Genomic DNA, 16,581 nt, shown 5'->3' with positions numbered 1-16,581 from the left:
TGGCCCAGCGCGGCTACCTCGGCATCCATGCCGAGGTGCCCACTACGCAATACCTGCGTTCGGCCAGCGTGGTTAACGGGGCGCCCCAGATCAAAATCAAAAGCGAGGCGGCCTGACAGCCGGCCTGTTTCTTGCGGGTGTACACCCATCAGACCTGTTTGGGTTGGACCTGTGGGAGCAAAGCTTGCTCGCGAGGCGGCCTGACAGCCGGCCTGTTTCTTGCTGATGTACACCCATCGGACCTGTGAGCGGACCTGTGGGAGCAAAGCTTGCTCGCGAAGGCGGCCTTATAGCCGACCTGCTCTGCGGGTGTACTCCAATTCTATTGTGGGAGCGGGCTTGCCCGCGAAGGCGGCACATTCAGTATTGATGCAAACAGAGTCACCGCTATCGCGAGCAGGCTCGCTCCCACAGGAGAAACGCGTTCGCCCAAAACCAGGCCGGCTGTCAGGCCGCCTCGCGGAGGACGTTGATCTCGGCGCCCCGTTAACCACACTGGCCGAACGCAGGCATTGCGCAGTGGGCATCCCGGCATGGATGCCGGGATAGCCGCGCTGGGCCATGGATGGCCCTTCGCGGCGGGCCCACGGAGCAATGCCGGAGTGAGGGCACACCGAGCCTAGGCGAGGTGCCGAGTGGTGGGGCATGAGCGCTTTGGTTACTTTCGCGCTTTTCGAAAGTGACCCGCCGTAAGGGCGGAACCCTAAGTAGCCGTTACCGCAGAAATGGATATACACACTCACAATAGCGCCTTCACAGCCAATCAGAATTTGTGGGAATGGTCGGACAAAGCCCCTAATTCGAGCCGGGTTTTCCGACGAGTTCTGTCGGTTGCCGGGTGGGAAGGTCTCTCGTTAACCTTTTCCCGTCGCTGCCAATTCAGCGACCGGGCGTCGCGGCCCGCAAAACTTGGTAATCCATTCCTTCCTTTGGAGTACCGCAATGTGTGACAAATCTCCATCCGCTTCAGAAACCAATAACGAGTCCCCATACTCCAGCCTTAACCCAAAACAGCTCGATGAAGCCGCCCAGCGCGCCCTCGACTATTACCTCGGCCCAAAGCCTGAAGCTAAAAAGAAACCCGCCTCAAACCAGCTTTTCACCGTCGTGGACGGCATCGACACCGAATGCCTGCTCGCCAACCTCAGCGAAACCCTGGCCTCAGCCAACGCAACCGTCAGCGACCTGGCCTTCGAACTCGAAGGCTCGCGACGGCATATCGCCTTGGGGGTACAGCAGTTGATTGAACTGAGTGAATTACTGGCCAATCGTGTTCTGGACGAACGGGTACCAGTGCCGGAGGGCTAGAGAAGGGGTGTAAATCAACCAAGGCGAACGCCGAACCTGTGGCGAGGGAGCTTGCTCCCGCTGGGCTGCGCAGCAGCCCCAAAAGTAGCGACCCGATCAGCCTGATACACCGGGATGTCAGGTTCGGGTCTGCTTCGCAGCCCAGCGGGAGCAAGCACCCTCGCCACAGGTTAAGTAGGGGGCTTCAGGACCGCGCCTCAATCCAACCCCAACTTCTTCAACCGATACCGCATCGACCGAAACGACAATTTCAACCGCTGGGCCGCCGCCGTGCGGTTCCAGCGGGTTTCCTCCAACGCCTGGAGGATGAGTTTGCGTTCGACGTCCTCCAGATAGTCTTCCAGGTTATCGACCCGCATCAGATCGGGGCTGCCTGCGTCGGTGGTGCTAATGCCCTCGGCCAGGCGCAGGTCATGGGCTTCGATCAGCTGGTGCTCGCAAAGGGTGTAGGCGCGTTCGAGCATGTTTTCCAGTTCCCGAACATTGCCTGGGAAGCGATAGTTTCGAAGGGCGTCCAGGGCTTGGGGATGGAGCGTTACCGCGGGACTGCCGGAGTTGGCGGCCAGGCGCTGGAGGGTGTGATTGGCGAGCGGTTCGATGTCTTCGCGGCGTTCGCGCAAGGGCGGGACACGCAGTTCGATGACGTTGAGTCGATAGTATAGATCCTGGCGAAAGCGCCCGGCGGTGACTTCGGCGTCCAGATCCTTGTGGGTGGCGCAGAGGATGCGAACATCCACCACCTCTTCCTGCTGGCCACCAACGGCGCGCACGGCCTTTTCCTGGATGGCCCGTAGCAATTTGACTTGCATCGCCAGAGGCAAGTCGGCCACTTCATCAAGGAACAAAGTTCCGCCGTGGGCAGCCTGGAACAGTCCGGGTTTGTCTTCGATGGCGCCGCTGAAGCTGCCTTTTCGATGGCCGAAAAACTCGCTTTCCATCAGCTCAGTGGGAATCGCCCCACAGTTGACCGGCACAAAACCCTGGCCGGAACGCGGGCCTTGCTCATGGATCAACCGGGCGACCAGCTCCTTGCCGCAACCCGATTCCCCGCTGATGTAGACCGGCGCCTGACTGCGAGCGAGTTTTTCGATCTGTTTGCGCACGTTGTGCATCGGCGGGGAGTCGCCCAGCAGACAGCGCTCAATGGAGGCTGTCGGGATGGCGACCGGCGGCAGGCGTAACGCGCTGGTGACCAGCTCCCGCAGCCGTCCCAGGTCGACCGGTTTGGTCAGGAAGTCGAAGGCGCCGGCCTTGAGGGCGTCGATGGCGGTTTCCAGGCTGCCGTAGGCGGTGATCATTGCCACGGGCAGTTGCGGGTAGCGTTGCTGGATGTGTTGCACCAGTTCCAGGCCGGTGCCGTCGGGCAGGCGCATGTCGGTCAGGCACAGGTCAAAGGAGTCTTCAGCCAGCAGGGCCTGGGCCTGGGCAAGGTTCTGGGCGCTGCGGGTGTCGAGTTTCATCCGTCCCAGGGTGATGTCCAGGAGTTCGCGGATGTCCGGTTCGTCATCGACGATCAGGATTCGTTGCCGTGAGCGTGTAGTCAAATCTGTTTCCGTCCGTGAGCAAAGGTGATGCGAAAGCAGCCGCCGCCTTGGCGTGGTTTGAAGTCTAGGCGGGCCTGGTTGCTTTCGCACAGCTCACGGGACAGATAGAGCCCAAGGCCGGTGCCCTGGCTGCTGGTTGTGAAGAAGGGTTCGAACAGATGCGCTTGTTGGTCCGGCGTCACGCCGGGGCCGTTGTCGCTAATGTCCAGCGTGGACAATTGGCTATGGGGATCGATGAACAGCTTCAGCCAGACCTCGGCCTGTTCATGGACCATCGCGCTGTGCCGCCAGGCGTTGCGCAGCAAGTTGTCGAGCACTTGGGTCAACTGGTCGGGGTCCATCAGCGTGGTGTAGTCGCCAGGGTCGATGCTCAGGTGCAATTGCTGCTGCTCGGTCGCGCTTTCCCGGGCCTGGCGGACGAATTGGTCTAGCCAGATCCGCAGGTCCAGCCGTTGCGCTGTGGTTTGCTGGCGACGGGACAGTTGCAGGACGTTTTCAATGACGCGGTTCATTCGTTGGGAGTGATCCTGGATGATCTGCGTCAGACGCCGATCCGCACTGTTCAGTTCCTCGGACTCGCGCAGCAATTGCGCCGCATGGCTGATTGCCCCCAACGGGTTGCGGATTTCATGGGCAATACCGGCGGTGAGCCGTCCCAGGGACGCGAGTTTCAACTGTTGGGCGTGCTGGGCCACTTGGGCCAGGTCTTCGAGGAAGACCAGGATTTGGTGCTGATCGTGATGCCCCAGGGCGATGAAGTTCGGTTGCAGGGTCAGGCCTGTGCCGGTGATGGTCAGGCTTTGCGGACGCAGGCTGGGGTTGTTCAACCACAGTTGGAGGCGTTCGACCAGGGTGCTGGAGCAGTCGTCGAGCCGCTGGCCGACCAGATCGTGCATACCCAGCAGGTTCAACGCGCTTTCATTGGCCAATTGCACCCGGCGCTGGCGATCGAGCACCAGGATGCCGGTGCGCATGCGTTGCAGAATCAGCGCGTTGAGCGCTTCGAGGCCGATCACTTCGCTGGCCCGTTGTTCGGCCAGGGTTTCGCTGGCTTCCAGTCGCCGAGTCAGGCCTTGCACCAGGAGTGCGGCGGCAAAACACAAAGCCCCCAGGGTGCCGGCTTGCAGGTAACTGCTGGGACGGCTCGAGTCGCTGAGGTCGAGGAACAAGGTTGATCCGACGATGCCAAGTGTGGCGACAGCGGCGATCAACAACCCGATCCGGCCTCGCAACAGCGTATTGCCGATGGCCACCGAGACAATGAGCAGGTTGCCGATGGCGCTGGGGGCGCCACCGGCGGCGAAGAACAGCCACGACAGCAACAGTACGTCGGTCAGTGCCAGGCCGAACAGTCGGGCAGGGCGGCGCGTGTTCTCAAGAAACACGACCAGCAGGATATTCAGTATCAGGTATAGCCAACTGCCGCTGCGCAGCCAATCGTCGTTGGCGAACTCCAGCAGGCGGTTGTCCATGTTGCTGGAGATCAGCAGCACCAGGGTGATGCCGATGCTTAAGCGGTACAGGTGATAAAGACGCAGCAGGCGCTGCGTCTGTTTGACGCGAGGGCTTGAGGCTTGCTCAGCGATCACGAGTGCCCGGGCCTTGCTCCAGATGAGCCTGGCTGCAATACCACTGTTGTTCGAGAGCCAATGCCCGGTCACGCGGCAGGTGCACGCCGCAATGGGCGCAACGGACCATGGGCGGTGCGTCCCGTTCCCGAGGGGCGTTTGGTGCGGCAGAGGTGCTCTTGAACTTGCGCCACAACCATATCGCGGCGGCAATCAGGGCGATCCAGAATAGTAAACGAAGCATGATGGGCGGCTTTTTGACTAATGATCAGGCAGTTTAGCCAAGGACAGGAACGGCGCACAGCGCTATAAAATCCAGGCACAAAAAAGGGAGACCCGTGGGTCTCCCTTTTTGGCTGACGCCTGGCCTCAGTCGAACAGGCCGAAAGTCATGTAGCTGAACCAGGAACGATCGCTGGATTCGCTCTCAGGCTCTTCCTCTTCGAGCACGTCGCCATTTTCGTCCTTGGGCTTGAGTTCGGCGGGAATGGCTTCCTTGGCATCCTGGAACTGGCGCTGCACGTCCTGGTTGGCGCGGGTTTCGCCCGGCGGCAGGGGCGGGCGGGATTCGATCAGGCCCAGGGTCGCCTTGCTCAGCCACGAACGGTTGTCGGCTTCGTCAACCCGTGGGGTGAACTGGCCATCCTCCAGGGACGGGTGATCCGGGTAGTTCAGCTTGAGGGTTTCCAGGCTGGTGGCCGCCAGATCGTCCAGGTGCAGGCGCTGGTACGCTTCGGTCATCACCGCCAGGCCGTCGCCCACCGATGGGGTTTCCTGGAAGTTTTCCACCACATAGCGGCCACGGTTGGCGGCGGCGACGTAGGCCTGACGGGTCAGGTAGTAGTCAGCCACGTGGATTTCGTAGGCAGCCAGCAGGTTGCGCAGGTAGATCATGCGCTGCTTGGCGTCAGGCGAATAACGGCTGTTGGGGAAGCGGCTGGTCAGTTGGGCGAACTCGTTGTAGGAGTCGCGCGCGGCGCCCGGGTCACGCTTGGTCATGTCCAGCGGCAGGAAGCGCGCCAGCAGGCCGACGTCCTGGTCGAAGGAAGTCAGGCCCTTGAGGTAATAAGCGTAATCGACGTTCGGGTGCTGCGGGTGCAGACGAATGAAGCGCTCGGCGGCGGATTTCGCAGCTTCCGGCTCGGCGTTCTTGTAGTTGGCGTAGATCAGCTCCAGCTGGGCCTGATCGGCGTAGCGACCGAACGGATACCGCGACTCCAGGGCCTTGAGCTTGGCCGTGGCGCTGGTATAGCTGTTGTTGTCCAGGTCGGTCTGCGCCTGTTGGTACAGTTCGACTTCGCTCAGGTTTTCGTCTACGACTTCCTTCGACGAGCAAGCAGCAGTCAATGCGAGGATGGCGATCAGCAGCAGGTGTTTCACTTGCATGGCGGCTTGCGTCCCTATGACGGCCGCTGTCTTGGGCGGGGCCGTCCTGTTATGATGAGCGCCCCGTTGAAAAGCCTCGGGGCAAAAGACGCCGTATTTAACCACAAGCGCGCAGCCGAAACCAAAGGCTGTGCCGACGCCCAGTCCGAGCATGTCCGATAAAATAGAACTTCGCGCAGAGGTGCCGTCCGAATTGGGCGGCCAACGCCTCGATCAAGTCGCCGCACAACTCTTCGCCGAGCACTCGCGCTCGCGCCTTTCCGCCTGGATCAAGGACGGCCACCTGACTGTGGATGGGGCGGTGATCCGCCCGCGCGACATCGTCCATGGCGGCGCCATCCTCGAACTGACTGCCGAGCAGGAGGCCCAGGGAGAATGGGTCGCCCAGGACATTGCCCTGGACATCGTCTATGAAGATGACGACATCCTGGTGATCAACAAGCCTGCGGGCCTGGTGGTGCATCCCGCCGCCGGTCATGCCGATGGCACCCTGCTCAACGCCTTGTTGCACCACGTGCCGGACATCGTCAATGTGCCCCGCGCCGGCATCGTGCACCGCCTGGACAAGGACACCACCGGTCTGATGGTGGTGGCCAAGACCATTCAGGCGCAGACACAACTGGTCACACAGCTGCAAAGTCGCAGCGTCAGCCGCATTTATGAATGCATCGTGATCGGTGTGGTCACTGCCGGTGGCAAGATCAACGCCCCCATCGGCCGTCACGGCCAGCAGCGCCAGCGCATGGCGGTGATGGAAGGCGGCAAGCAGGCGGTCAGCCACTATCGCGTGCTGGAGCGTTTCCGTTCCCACACCCATGTGCGAGTGAAGCTGGAGACCGGTCGTACCCACCAGATCCGCGTGCACATGGCTCATATCAACTTCCCGTTGGTGGGCGACCCGGCCTATGGCGGACGTTTCCGCATTCCGCCGGCCGCGAGCATCACCATGGTCGAGTCATTGAAAAGCTTCCCGCGCCAGGCGCTGCACGCGCGTTTCCTGGAGCTGGATCATCCGACCACCGGCAAACGCATGAGCTGGGAGTCGCCACTGCCGGATGACTTCGTCTGGCTGCTGACGTTGCTCAAGCAGGACCGCGAGGCGTTCATCGGATGAATGACTGGCTGATACCCGACTGGCCCGCGCCGGCCTGGGTAAAGGCCTGCGTCACTACCCGTACCGGCGGCGTCAGCCTGGCGCCGTTCGACAGCCTCAATCTGGGCGACCATGTGGGCGATGAGCCTATGGCTGTCGCTGAGAATCGTCGCCGCCTCACCGATCGATTTGCCATCCGTCCGGCCTGGTTGCAGCAGGTCCACGGTATTACCGTGGTCGAGGCTGATCCGGCTCAGGTGGCCACCGCCGATGCGAGCTGGACCGCCACGCCGGGTATCGCCTGCACAGCGATGACGGCGGACTGCCTGCCGGTGCTGTTCTGCAACCGTGCCGGCAGCCGCGTCGCGGCAGCCCATGCCGGTTGGCGCGGGCTGGCGAACGGCGTGCTGGAAGCCACCCTCGACAGCCTTGCCGTGCCCGCGGATGAAACCCTGGCCTGGCTCGGCCCGGCCATCGGCCCGCAAGCGTTCGAAGTCGGGCCGGAAGTGCGTGAAGCCTTCGTCGTGCAACTGCCTGAAGCAGGAAAAGCCTTTGCCGCGAGCCCCAATCCCGGCAAGTTCCTCGCCAACATCTATCAGTTGGCCCGCTTGCGGCTGGCCGCGCGCGGTGTCACTGCGGTGTACGGTGGTGGCCTCTGCACCGTGAGCGATCCACGTTTCTTTTCCTACCGGCGCAACCCGCGTACCGGTCGCTTCGCTTCCCTGATCTGGCTCGAACGCTAGACTTCTCTGATCTGTATCAATAGCGCATTGCTTGAATCTTCCAGAATCGTCCACATCTATAGCGGTATCTGGCAGGTTTCTTCATTCAGGATGTTTTTTAGGTCCGGCCTGCTCAAAAGGAAGGTGACCCATGCGTATTGACCGTTTAACCAGTAAATTACAGTTGGCCCTGTCCGATGCCCAGTCCCTGGCCGTCGGCCTGGACCATCCCGGCATCGAACCGGCGCATTTGATGCAAGCCATGCTCGAACAGCAGGGCGGCTCCATCAAACCACTGCTGATGCAGGTGGGCTTTGACGTGAGCAGCCTGCGCAAAGAACTGGCCAAGGAGCTCGACCAGCTACCCAAGATCCAGAATCCGACAGGGGACGTGAACATGTCCCAGGATCTGGCGCGGCTGCTCAACCAGGCCGACCGCCTGGCCCAGCAGAAGGGCGATCAGTTCATCTCCAGCGAACTGGTGTTGCTCGCCGCCATGGACGAGAACAGCAAGCTCGGCAAGCTGTTGCTTGGCCAGGGCGTGAGCAAGAAAGCCCTGGAAAATGCCATCAACAACCTGCGTGGCGGCGAAGCGGTAAACGACGCCAACCACGAGGAATCCCGCCAGGCGCTGGACAAATACACCGTCGACCTGACCAAGCGCGCCGAGGAAGGCAAGCTTGACCCAGTGATCGGCCGCGACGACGAAATCCGCCGCACGATCCAGGTGCTGCAACGCCGCACCAAGAACAACCCGGTGCTGATCGGTGAGCCTGGCGTGGGTAAAACCGCCATCGCCGAAGGCTTGGCCCAGCGCATTATCAATGGCGAAGTACCGGACGGCCTCAAGGGCAAGCGGCTGTTGTCCCTGGACATGGGCTCGCTGATCGCTGGGGCCAAGTACCGCGGCGAGTTCGAAGAGCGCCTCAAATCCCTGCTCAATGAGCTGTCCAAGCAGGAAGGGCAGATCATTTTGTTCATCGACGAATTGCACACCATGGTCGGTGCTGGCAAGGGCGAAGGCTCGATGGACGCCGGTAACATGCTCAAGCCTGCGTTGGCCCGTGGCGAGTTGCATTGCGTCGGTGCGACCACGCTCAACGAGTACCGTCAGTACATAGAGAAGGATGCGGCCCTTGAGCGGCGTTTCCAGAAAGTGCTGGTGGAGGAGCCGAGCGAAGAAGACACCATCGCCATCCTGCGCGGCCTCAAAGAGCGGTATGAGGTCCACCATAAGGTGGCGATCACCGACGGCGCGATCATCGCCGCGGCCAAGCTCAGCCACCGCTACATCACCGACCGTCAATTGCCGGACAAGGCCATCGACCTGATCGACGAAGCCGCCAGCCGCATCCGCATGGAAATCGACTCCAAGCCTGAAGTGCTGGATCGGTTGGAGCGGCGCCTGATTCAACTCAAGGTCGAATCCCAGGCGTTGAAGAAAGAAAGCGACGAAGCGGCGAAGAAACGCCTGGAAAAATTGCAGGAAGAAATCGTTCGCCACGAGCGCGAATATTCCGATCTCGAGGAAATCTGGAATTCGGAGAAAGCTGAAGTCCAGGGCTCGGCGCAGATTCAGCAAAAGATCGAACAGTCCCGCCAGGAACTGGAAGCGGCTCGCCGTAAAGGCGACCTCAACCGCATGGCGGAGCTGCAGTATGGGGTGATCCCGGATCTGGAGCGCAGCCTGCAAATGGTCGACCAGCACGGCAAGAGCGAAAACCAGTTGCTGCGCAGCAAGGTCACCGAAGAAGAAATTGCTGAAGTAGTGTCCAAGTGGACCGGTATTCCGGTGTCGAAGATGCTCGAAGGCGAGCGCGACAAGTTGCTGAAGATGGAAAGCCTGCTGCACCAGCGGGTGATCGGTCAGGAAGAAGCGGTGGTGGCGGTTTCCAACGCCGTGCGCCGGTCTCGAGCCGGGCTGTCGGACCCGAATCGTCCGAGCGGCTCGTTCATGTTCCTCGGCCCGACCGGTGTCGGTAAAACCGAGCTGTGCAAAGCGCTGGCCGAGTTTCTCTTCGACACCGAAGAGGCCATGGTACGCATCGACATGTCCGAGTTCATGGAGAAACATTCGGTGGCGCGGCTGATCGGTGCGCCGCCGGGCTATGTCGGCTATGAAGAGGGCGGTTACCTGACCGAGGCTGTGCGGCGCAAGCCGTACTCGGTGATCCTGCTTGATGAGGTCGAGAAGGCCCACCCGGATGTGTTCAACATCTTGCTGCAGGTATTGGAAGATGGTCGTCTGACCGACAGCCACGGACGCACGGTGGATTTCCGCAACACCGTGATCGTGATGACCTCCAACCTGGGCTCGGCGCAGATCCAGGAACTGGTGGGCGACCGCGAGGCGCAACGCGCCGCCGTGATGGACGCGATCTCCACCCACTTCCGGCCGGAGTTCATCAACCGGGTGGACGAAGTGGTGATCTTCGAGCCGCTGGCCCGTGATCAGATCGCTGGCATCACCGAGATCCAGTTGGGACGTCTGCGCAGCCGCCTCACCGAGCGCGAGCTGAAGCTGCAATTGAGTGGCGAGGCGCTGGATAAGCTGATCGCGGTGGGTTACGACCCGGTCTATGGCGCACGGCCACTCAAACGGGCGATCCAGCGCTGGATCGAAAACCCGTTGGCGCAGTTGATTCTGTCCGGGCGCTTCATGCCGGGCGAAACCGTGACCGGCACTGTGGAGAACGACGAAATCGTCTTCAACTGAAGGCCCATGTATCGGGTGATTGGAATGGCCTCGCAGCGCGAGGCCATTTTTTTCATCAGGCCGTTGAACTCAAAGGAAAAGGCTTGTAAAGTGCGCCCCGCAGTACGTCACCCCCAAGGGTCACTTCTCCCTGAGAAGCAATCCAAAATAAGTTGCAAATCATTGTCTTGAAAGCAATTTAAGGGGTTGACAGAGGTTTTTAAGATTGTAGAATAGCGCGCCTCAGACACACGAACGCAGCGATGCGAACGGGTAAAAGAGGTGAAGCTAGCTTCAACGTTGTAGCTTCAAATAGTAGTAACTTGAAATATCAGTTCCGTGATAGCTCAGTCGGTAGAGCAAATGACTGTTAATCATTGGGTCCCAGGTTCGAGTCCTGGTCACGGAGCCATTTCAATCGGGGTATAGCGCAGTCCGGTAGCGCGCCTGCTTTGGGAGCAGGATGTCAGGAGTTCGAATCCCCTTACCCCGACCATATTTGGGTCGTTAGCTCAGTTGGTAGAGCAGTTGGCTTTTAACCAATTGGTCGTAGGTTCGAATCCCACACGACCCACCATTTTTGAAACCAGCTCGCTGGAATCGAATCTTAAGATCAGAGGCCAAAAGCGCTGATCGAGGAAGGCGACTTGCGAAGGTCGCCTTTTTTTTACCGGGGTATAGCGCAGTCCGGTAGCGCGCCTGCTTTGGGAGCAGGATGTCAGGAGTTCGAATCCCCTTACCCCGACCATATTAAAAATCCTCGTATCGAAAGATACGGGGATTTTTTTTGCCTGCGATAAAGTGGATAGGACTTAAGACATCGTACAACCTGCCGATAACACGCCGACAGGGGCCTGGCCCCACTTCAGGCCAACAATAAAAAGGCATTCCCTATGGTTCTTCGTCAGTTGAATATCGCCCCTCGTGCCGCGTTGGGTTTTGCCTTGATCGCCGTGCTGGTGGCATTGCTCGGGGTGTTTGCGCTGGGACAAATGTCGAGCATTCGTGACAGCGAAGTTGCAGTGGAAACCCAATGGCTGCCCAGCATTCGCGAGGGGGGCGAGATCCGCGAGTGGATGCTGCGGATCCGCACCATTTCCCTGCGCATGGCCCTGGACCAAGACCCGAAGAACATCCCGGTGTACCGTGGGCAAATGGACACGCGCGACAAGGAGCTGAGCGAAAAAATCGCCGCCTACGAAAAACTTGTCGTGACGCCTGAAGGCAAGGCCCTCTACGAGCAGTTCAAGCAGACATTCGCCGCTTACCGTACCGGTATCGCGCAATCCTTCACCCTGGCGGAGCAGGGGCGTCGGGACGAGCTGATCAAGCTGCTGCTGGTGGACATGAAGACCGTGGTGGACGGTTCCGGCAAGCAGCTCAACGATCTGGCAGTGTTGTTCTCCAAGCAGGTGTCCATCGAGAGCCAGAAGTCCCAGGAGCACTACGCCAATTCCCGCATGATCGTCAGTCTGTTCATTGTGCTCGCCGCCCTGGCCACGGTGGCCCTGGCCATGCTGCTCACGCGCAGTATTGTCAAACCCTTGGGGGAGGCGCTGAACGCTGCGGAGAACGTCGCTCGGGGTGACCTGACTCGGCCCATCGAGACCCATGGCAATGACGAAGTGAGCCGCTTGCTCAAGGCGTTGGCGGCCATGCAGCAGAATCTGCGTGAGACGTTGCAGGGCATCAGCGGTTCGGCCGCGCAACTGGCCACCGCGGCCGATGAGCTGAACGCCGTCACGCTCGACAGCACCCACAGCCTGCAACAACAGAACAACGAAATTGAACAGGCGGCCACCGCCGTCACCGAAATGACCACTGCCGTGGAGGAGGTGGCGCGCAATGCGGTTTCCACCTCCGATGCCACGCGTCAGTCCAGTGAGTCGGCATCCCTTGGGCAGCAGCGGGTCAGCGCCACGGTCGATGCCATCGGCGCCCTCGCCAGCGATGTGCGAGTGACCGGAGGCCTGGTGCAATCTTTGGCCAACCAGTCGCAGGATATCGGCAAGGTGCTGGACGTGATTCGGGCCATCGCCGAGCAGACCAACCTGCTGGCCCTCAACGCGGCCATTGAAGCGGCCCGGGCGGGTGAGAGCGGACGTGGGTTTGCGGTGGTGGCGGATGAAGTGCGGGCGTTGGCTTATCGCACGCAGCAATCGACCCAGGAAATCGAGCAAATGGTCCAGGGCATGCGCAGCGGTGCCACCCAGGCACTCGACTCCATGCAGGCCAGCTCCAGTCGCGCCGCCAGTACCCTGGCCATGGCCGAGCGGGCGGGGGACGCGTTGCAGACCATCACGGCGTCGGTCAATGAAATCCACGAACGCAACCTGGTGATCGCGAGCGCCGCAGAGGAGCAGGCGCAGGTCGCCCGTGAGGTGGATCGCAACCTGGTGAACATTCGCGATTTGTCGGTGCGCTCGGCTTCCGGCGCGGGCCAGACCAGCGCGTCCAGCCATGAGTTGTCGCAGCTGGCGAATTCGCTGCGCACGATGGTGCAGCGGTTTCAGGTTTGATCGGTGGCTACGCAGATCGAGTTTTATCGTTTAGATAAATATTGACTGCACTGCCGTCTTCGCGAGCAGGCTCGCTCCCACAGGATGACGCAATCAACTGTGGGAGCGAGCCTGCTCGCGAAGCGATGGATCATTCAACCTCTGTTCTGCTGACTCAGTGCAACTTAAGCCGAGGCTCGGTCCCGCGTCCGATCTTGCTGCCCAGCATCAGCATCGCCGTGCGGAACATGCCGTACAGCGCCATCTGGTGCATGCGGTAGAGCGATACATAGAACATCCGCGCCAGCCAGCCTTCGAGCATCACGCTGCCGGTGAGGTTGCCCATGAGGTTGCCCACCGCCGAGAAACGCGACAGCGAGATCAGCGAGCCGTAATCGGTGTATTTATAATGCGGCAGCGCCTTGCCTTCGATCCTCAGCTTGAGGGATTTGGCCAGCAGCGACGCCTGCTGGTGCGCTGCCTGGGCGCGGGGTGGGACGTTGCGGTCGGTGCCCGGTTGCGGGCAGGCGGCGCAGTCGCCGAAGGCGAAGATGTCCTCGTCACGGGTGGTTTGCAGGGTCGGCAGCACTTGCAACTGGTTGATGCGATTGGTCTCCAGACCGTCGATTTCCTTGAGGAAATCCGGTGCGCGAATCCCGGCGGCCCAGACTTTCAGGCTCGCGTCGATGACCTTGCCATCGACGGTGATCAGGCTGTCGGCTGTCACCCGGTCAACAGCGGCGTTGGTCATGACATCGACCCCGAGTTTCTCCAGGGTTTTGTGCACCGGTCCGCCGATGCGCTCTGGCAATGCCGGCAGGACCCGCGGCCCGGCTTCGATCAGGGTGATGTGCATGTTCTCCGGTTTGATCCGGTCCAAGCCATAGGCTGCCAGCTCATGGGCGGCGTTATGCAGTTCGGCGGCCAGTTCAACGCCCGTCGCACCGGCGCCGACGATGGCGACGCTGATGCGCTCGACCACGTCGGTTTGCCCGGCATGTGCGCGCAAGTAATGGTTGAGTAATTGCTGATGGAAACGCTCGGCCTGTTTGCGGGTGTCGAGGAACAGGCAATGCTGCGCCGCGCCTTCGGTGCCAAAGTCGTTGGTGGTGCTGCCGACGGCGATTACCAGAGTGTCGTAACCCAGTTCCCGGGCCGGCAACAGCTCCAGGCCCGTCTCGTCATAGGTGGCGGCCAGCTGGATGCTCTTGCGCTCACGATCCAGGCCACTCATGCGCCCGAGCTGGAACTGGAAGTGGTTCCATTTCGCCTGGGCGACGTAGTTGAGTTCGTCTTCGGAGGAGTTCAGGGAACCGGCCGCCACTTCGTGCAACAGCGGTTTCCAGATATGGGTCAGGTTCGCGTCGACCAGCATCACACTGGCCGTGCCGCGCTTGCCCAGCGTCTTACCCAGACGGGTAGCCAACTCCAGGCCGCCGGCGCCGCCGCCAACGATGACAATACGATGAGTCATGGGGATATCTCGCAAGGCTAAAGGAAATCGGTGCCGTTACCCGAGCGAGTGCCACGCAACTCATAGCGTCAGGTAACTGATCATTCGGCTCAACAGGCCCAGGCCGATGGTGATGGCCAGTACCACCACCAGGAGCATCCACGGCCGGAAAGGCCGGCGCTCGACTCGGTGCTGGGACAGTTGCAGGTACTCTTCGACATGCTTCTGGTCTTCCGGGTTCAGGCGGCTGGTCATAAAGGCCTCGGCAGGTAGACGTTGCGAAAGGTATAGACGCTACAGCGTCTGGCTATCCGGCATTGAAAGCAGCGTAGCCGCTGGCCGGAACAGGTTCGACACTCAAACTGTCGTCCAGGCGAATGATTCCACTTTTTAACACCCGTGCGGTGATTCCGCCATGGCCGCGCACGGCCTGGAACGTCCCTTCGCCGAGATTGCGCTCCAGTCGCGCACACGGCTGGCACCAGCCGGTGGTTTCGAAGATGGCCTGGCCGATGCGAAAGCGTCGGCCCTTGAGGCTGAACAGATTGATGCCGCTGACTACAAGGTTGCGTCGCAGCTCTTGCGGCAGCACCGGTTGATCCGCCGGGCGGCCCATCAGCGAACCGATCACGGCCAGGTGTTCCCACTGAATCAAGGTGACTTGTCGTGCATTACGCACGCCGGGACGGGCATGGTCGCCCGTCAGGCCGGCTTCCAGGCGTGCCTCCACGACGTCCAGTTCAATCATTGGCGCATGGCCCTGGGGTCGCACCCCTATCCAGCGCACGCGGCCTTGCTGAGGCACCGCGGCAATCAGCTCCTGCAGTGGGCTCACAGGCTGATCCCGACATCGAACACGATGCTGCGCCCCAGATTGCTGCGCAGGAAATCCGGCGCATCGGGATGGGCGAACAGCACCCGGGCAAACGTCGGCCCTACCAACGACAGCGAACGCCAACCCTGGCGCAGGTATTCGGTAGGCGGCGGAAAATGGCTGTTGAGGTCCAGCACTTCACGCTTGAGGCTGGCGAAGGCGATGATGTCCAGCTCCCCCAGATCCATGCCGCGTTCGGTGTAGTTGTGGGCTTTCTTGCGCAGGGTCGGGGCCAGCCGCAGCAGGAACTCATTGGCCGGGATGCGTCGGGGCTTGGCTTCGCGGCGTACCAGTTGGCTCAGGGAGAAAGCGCTACGGCGGCGTTGCAGCTCGTCGCGCCATTCGTCATTGAGGCGACGGCCTTCGTCGAGGACAAAAAACACCTCGAAGTTGGCATCGCGAAACAATACGTCCGGCGGCTCTCCCGCGGGGGCGAACTCGTCGGCGCGATAGGGCACGTTCAGCCCTTGTAACAGCCGCTGGCAGACCCAACGCTCGCGCTCCCATTTGCGGGCATTGGAGAGAAAGGCGTTGGCTTGCTCGGCCGCGATGGTCAGCAGGCGTAAATAATCTGAATCATCCATGAGCCCAAGCTTAGCGTTCAATTGCAACAAGCTGAAAGCGCTGCGTTGATTTATGGGCTTTCAGGGCGGGGTGTAGACTGCCGGCTTGAGTCTTGAGGTGATCATGGAGTCTTTGATGCAAGGGCAAGCCAGAGGAGTAACGCCATGATCGGTGCCGAACTGCTGTCCTCGCAGACGCTGACGGCCGGCTGGCTGATTTATGTGCCGGTGCTGGCCTGGGCCGTAGCGCGGGCGCCATGGGTGGAGCTGTTCACCGACAGCCGTCGTCAGCACTTGCTGTTCGGTACGGTCCTGGCCCTGTTCATGTTGTGGCTGGTGCGACGGGATTTCGATACCGGCGTCTCGTATCACTTCATCGGCATGACTGCCGTGACACTGCTGCTGGACTGGCCACTGGCGATTCTCGGCGGCCTTTGCGCCCAGCTTGCCCTGGTGCTGCTGGGGCGGCAGGACATGGCGGCGGTGGGTATCAACGGTGCGTTGCTGATTTTGCTGCCGGTGTTGGTTACCGAGTGCTGCGCGATCCTGGTGGAGCGCGCCCAGCCGCGCAATCTGTTTGTGTATATCTTCTGTTCGGGATTTCTCGCCGCCGCGCTTTCGGCGTTGTTGTGCCTTCTGGTGGGGCTTGGTCTGCTGTGGTACGACGGGGTGTTCGCCATGCCTTACTGGCTGGAAGATTTCATCGGCTACCTCTGGCTGATCATCTTTCCCGAGGCGTTTATCAACGGCATGGTGGTCAGTGCGTTGGTGGTGTTCAGCCCCGAATGGCTGGAGACCTTCAACCGTACGCGCTATTTGTCGGCCCCCTGGAAGGATGACGACAAGCCTTGATTCACATCAAGGCTGACCAGCCGGG

Annotated in this window: 14 protein-coding genes, 4 tRNA genes and 2 pseudogenes; 12 read left to right on the top strand and 8 right to left on the bottom strand. The window is 60.9% G+C overall.

Annotated elements, in window-relative coordinates:
* Nucleotides 1-116, top strand: a pseudogene (locus MA884_RS25635) (nucleoid-structuring protein H-NS); the annotation flags it as partial.
* An 826-nt stretch (nucleotides 117-942) separates the two neighbouring features.
* The gene (locus MA884_RS25630) at nucleotides 943-1,308 is read left to right on the top strand and encodes a DUF6124 family protein (protein ID WP_256233128.1); all 366 of its coding nucleotides are present in this window, start codon (nucleotides 943-945) and stop codon (nucleotides 1,306-1,308) included.
* Nucleotides 1,309-1,505: 197 nt separating this feature from the next.
* On the opposite strand, the gene MA884_RS25625 is transcribed toward MA884_RS25630, so the two are convergent.
* The 4 genes from MA884_RS25625 to MA884_RS25610 form a co-directional block, all read right to left on the bottom strand.
* Complete coding sequence (locus MA884_RS25625) at nucleotides 1,506-2,852, bottom strand: sigma-54 dependent transcriptional regulator (protein WP_256233127.1); 1,347 nt, start codon at nucleotides 2,850-2,852, stop codon at nucleotides 1,506-1,508.
* Nucleotides 2,849-4,441 carry an ATP-binding protein gene (locus tag MA884_RS25620; protein ID WP_256233126.1) on the bottom strand — a complete coding sequence of 531 codons (1,593 nt, stop codon included), beginning with the start codon at nucleotides 4,439-4,441 and terminating at the stop codon, nucleotides 2,849-2,851. The genes MA884_RS25625 and MA884_RS25620 overlap by 4 nt, the downstream gene beginning before the upstream one ends.
* Nucleotides 4,431-4,664, bottom strand: coding sequence for a PP0621 family protein (locus tag MA884_RS25615; RefSeq protein WP_256233125.1), 234 nt, complete (start codon nucleotides 4,662-4,664; stop codon nucleotides 4,431-4,433). The genes MA884_RS25620 and MA884_RS25615 overlap by 11 nt, the downstream gene beginning before the upstream one ends.
* A gap of 125 nt (nucleotides 4,665-4,789) precedes the next feature.
* Nucleotides 4,790-5,806, bottom strand: a complete 1,017-nt coding sequence (locus tag MA884_RS25610; protein WP_256233124.1) for an outer membrane protein assembly factor BamD — start codon at nucleotides 5,804-5,806, stop codon at nucleotides 4,790-4,792.
* A 151-nt stretch (nucleotides 5,807-5,957) separates the two neighbouring features.
* Here MA884_RS25610 and rluD point away from each other — a divergent pair, with 151 nt between their 5' ends.
* The 9 genes and pseudogenes from rluD to MA884_RS28135 all read left to right on the top strand — a co-directional run bounded on the left by rluD (nucleotide 5,958) and on the right by MA884_RS28135 (nucleotide 12,835).
* Nucleotides 5,958-6,920: a 23S rRNA pseudouridine(1911/1915/1917) synthase RluD gene (gene rluD, locus MA884_RS25605; RefSeq protein WP_256233123.1), complete on the top strand. Its 963-nt coding sequence runs from the start codon at nucleotides 5,958-5,960 to the stop codon at nucleotides 6,918-6,920.
* A complete protein-coding gene (pgeF, locus tag MA884_RS25600) occupies nucleotides 6,917-7,642 on the top strand; it encodes a peptidoglycan editing factor PgeF (protein WP_256233122.1) in 726 nt (241 codons plus the stop codon). Before rluD ends, pgeF begins: the two co-directional genes overlap by 4 nt.
* A gap of 130 nt (nucleotides 7,643-7,772) precedes the next feature.
* Nucleotides 7,773-10,337 carry an ATP-dependent chaperone ClpB gene (clpB, locus tag MA884_RS25595; protein ID WP_256233121.1) on the top strand — a complete coding sequence of 855 codons (2,565 nt, stop codon included), beginning with the start codon at nucleotides 7,773-7,775 and terminating at the stop codon, nucleotides 10,335-10,337.
* A 315-nt stretch (nucleotides 10,338-10,652) separates the two neighbouring features.
* Nucleotides 10,653-10,728, top strand: a tRNA-Asn gene (locus MA884_RS25590).
* A 7-nt stretch (nucleotides 10,729-10,735) separates the two neighbouring features.
* Nucleotides 10,736-10,812: transfer RNA gene (locus MA884_RS25585), tRNA-Pro, on the top strand.
* A 5-nt stretch (nucleotides 10,813-10,817) separates the two neighbouring features.
* A tRNA-Lys gene (locus tag MA884_RS25580) sits at nucleotides 10,818-10,893 on the top strand.
* A gap of 94 nt (nucleotides 10,894-10,987) precedes the next feature.
* Nucleotides 10,988-11,064 (top strand) — tRNA-Pro (locus MA884_RS25575).
* 145 nt (nucleotides 11,065-11,209) lie between these two features.
* Nucleotides 11,210-11,980, top strand: a pseudogene (locus MA884_RS28140) (MCP four helix bundle domain-containing protein); the annotation flags it as partial.
* The gene (locus MA884_RS28135; RefSeq protein ID WP_371134829.1) at nucleotides 11,972-12,835 is read left to right on the top strand and encodes a methyl-accepting chemotaxis protein; all 864 of its coding nucleotides are present in this window, start codon (nucleotides 11,972-11,974) and stop codon (nucleotides 12,833-12,835) included. The pseudogene MA884_RS28140 and the gene MA884_RS28135, both read left to right, overlap by 9 nt.
* A 154-nt stretch (nucleotides 12,836-12,989) precedes the next feature.
* Here MA884_RS28135 and MA884_RS25565 read toward each other — a convergent pair whose 3' ends face one another.
* Genes MA884_RS25565 through MA884_RS25550 form a run of 4 tightly spaced genes read right to left on the bottom strand, consistent with a single transcriptional unit; the run spans nucleotide 12,990 to nucleotide 15,725 of the window.
* Nucleotides 12,990-14,288: an NAD(P)/FAD-dependent oxidoreductase gene (locus tag MA884_RS25565; RefSeq protein ID WP_256233119.1), complete on the bottom strand. Its 1,299-nt coding sequence runs from the start codon at nucleotides 14,286-14,288 to the stop codon at nucleotides 12,990-12,992.
* Between the two features lie 60 nt (nucleotides 14,289-14,348).
* Entirely contained in the window at nucleotides 14,349-14,522 is a 174-nt protein-coding gene (locus tag MA884_RS25560; protein ID WP_214918225.1) for a DUF3094 domain-containing protein, read from the bottom strand.
* Nucleotides 14,523-14,574: 52 nt separating this feature from the next.
* The gene (locus MA884_RS25555; RefSeq protein WP_256233118.1) at nucleotides 14,575-15,102 is read right to left on the bottom strand and encodes an MOSC domain-containing protein; all 528 of its coding nucleotides are present in this window, start codon (nucleotides 15,100-15,102) and stop codon (nucleotides 14,575-14,577) included.
* Nucleotides 15,099-15,725: a DUF1780 domain-containing protein gene (locus MA884_RS25550; RefSeq protein ID WP_047229866.1), complete on the bottom strand. Its 627-nt coding sequence runs from the start codon at nucleotides 15,723-15,725 to the stop codon at nucleotides 15,099-15,101. Before MA884_RS25550 ends, MA884_RS25555 begins: the two co-directional genes overlap by 4 nt.
* A gap of 144 nt (nucleotides 15,726-15,869) precedes the next feature.
* On the opposite strand from MA884_RS25550, the gene MA884_RS25545 reads away from it, so the two are divergent.
* A complete protein-coding gene (locus MA884_RS25545; protein ID WP_256233117.1) occupies nucleotides 15,870-16,556 on the top strand; it encodes an energy-coupling factor ABC transporter permease in 687 nt (228 codons plus the stop codon).
* Nucleotides 16,557-16,581: the final 25 nt, after the last annotated feature.

The sequence above is a fragment of the Pseudomonas sp. Q11 genome, from assembly GCF_024494355.1.
GTDB lineage: Bacteria > Pseudomonadota > Gammaproteobacteria > Pseudomonadales > Pseudomonadaceae > Aquipseudomonas > Aquipseudomonas hefeiensis.
The sequence above is the reverse complement of the archived record's forward strand: the minus strand, read 5'-3'. Positions and strand labels throughout refer to the sequence as shown.

Bases quoted from the DNA above. Each gene is read 5' to 3' on its own strand.
- MA884_RS28135 (WP_371134829.1), top strand. From the start codon at position 11,972: ATGCAGCAGAATCTGCGTGAGACGTTGCAGGGCATCAGCGGTTCGGCC.
- clpB (WP_256233121.1), top strand. From the start codon at position 7,773: ATGCGTATTGACCGTTTAACCAGTAAATTACAGTTGGCCCTGTCCGAT.
- MA884_RS25545 (WP_256233117.1), top strand. From the start codon at position 15,870: ATGATCGGTGCCGAACTGCTGTCCTCGCAGACGCTGACGGCCGGCTGG.
- pgeF (WP_256233122.1), top strand. From the start codon at position 6,917: ATGAATGACTGGCTGATACCCGACTGGCCCGCGCCGGCCTGGGTAAAG.
- MA884_RS25565 (WP_256233119.1), bottom strand. From the start codon at position 14,288: ATGACTCATCGTATTGTCATCGTTGGCGGCGGCGCCGGCGGCCTGGAG.
- rluD (WP_256233123.1), top strand. From the start codon at position 5,958: ATGTCCGATAAAATAGAACTTCGCGCAGAGGTGCCGTCCGAATTGGGC.
- MA884_RS25560 (WP_214918225.1), bottom strand. From the start codon at position 14,522: ATGACCAGCCGCCTGAACCCGGAAGACCAGAAGCATGTCGAAGAGTAC.
- MA884_RS25550 (WP_047229866.1), bottom strand. From the start codon at position 15,725: ATGGATGATTCAGATTATTTACGCCTGCTGACCATCGCGGCCGAGCAA.
- MA884_RS25610 (WP_256233124.1), bottom strand. From the start codon at position 5,806: ATGCAAGTGAAACACCTGCTGCTGATCGCCATCCTCGCATTGACTGCT.
- MA884_RS25615 (WP_256233125.1), bottom strand. From the start codon at position 4,664: ATGCTTCGTTTACTATTCTGGATCGCCCTGATTGCCGCCGCGATATGG.
- MA884_RS25630 (WP_256233128.1), top strand. From the start codon at position 943: ATGTGTGACAAATCTCCATCCGCTTCAGAAACCAATAACGAGTCCCCA.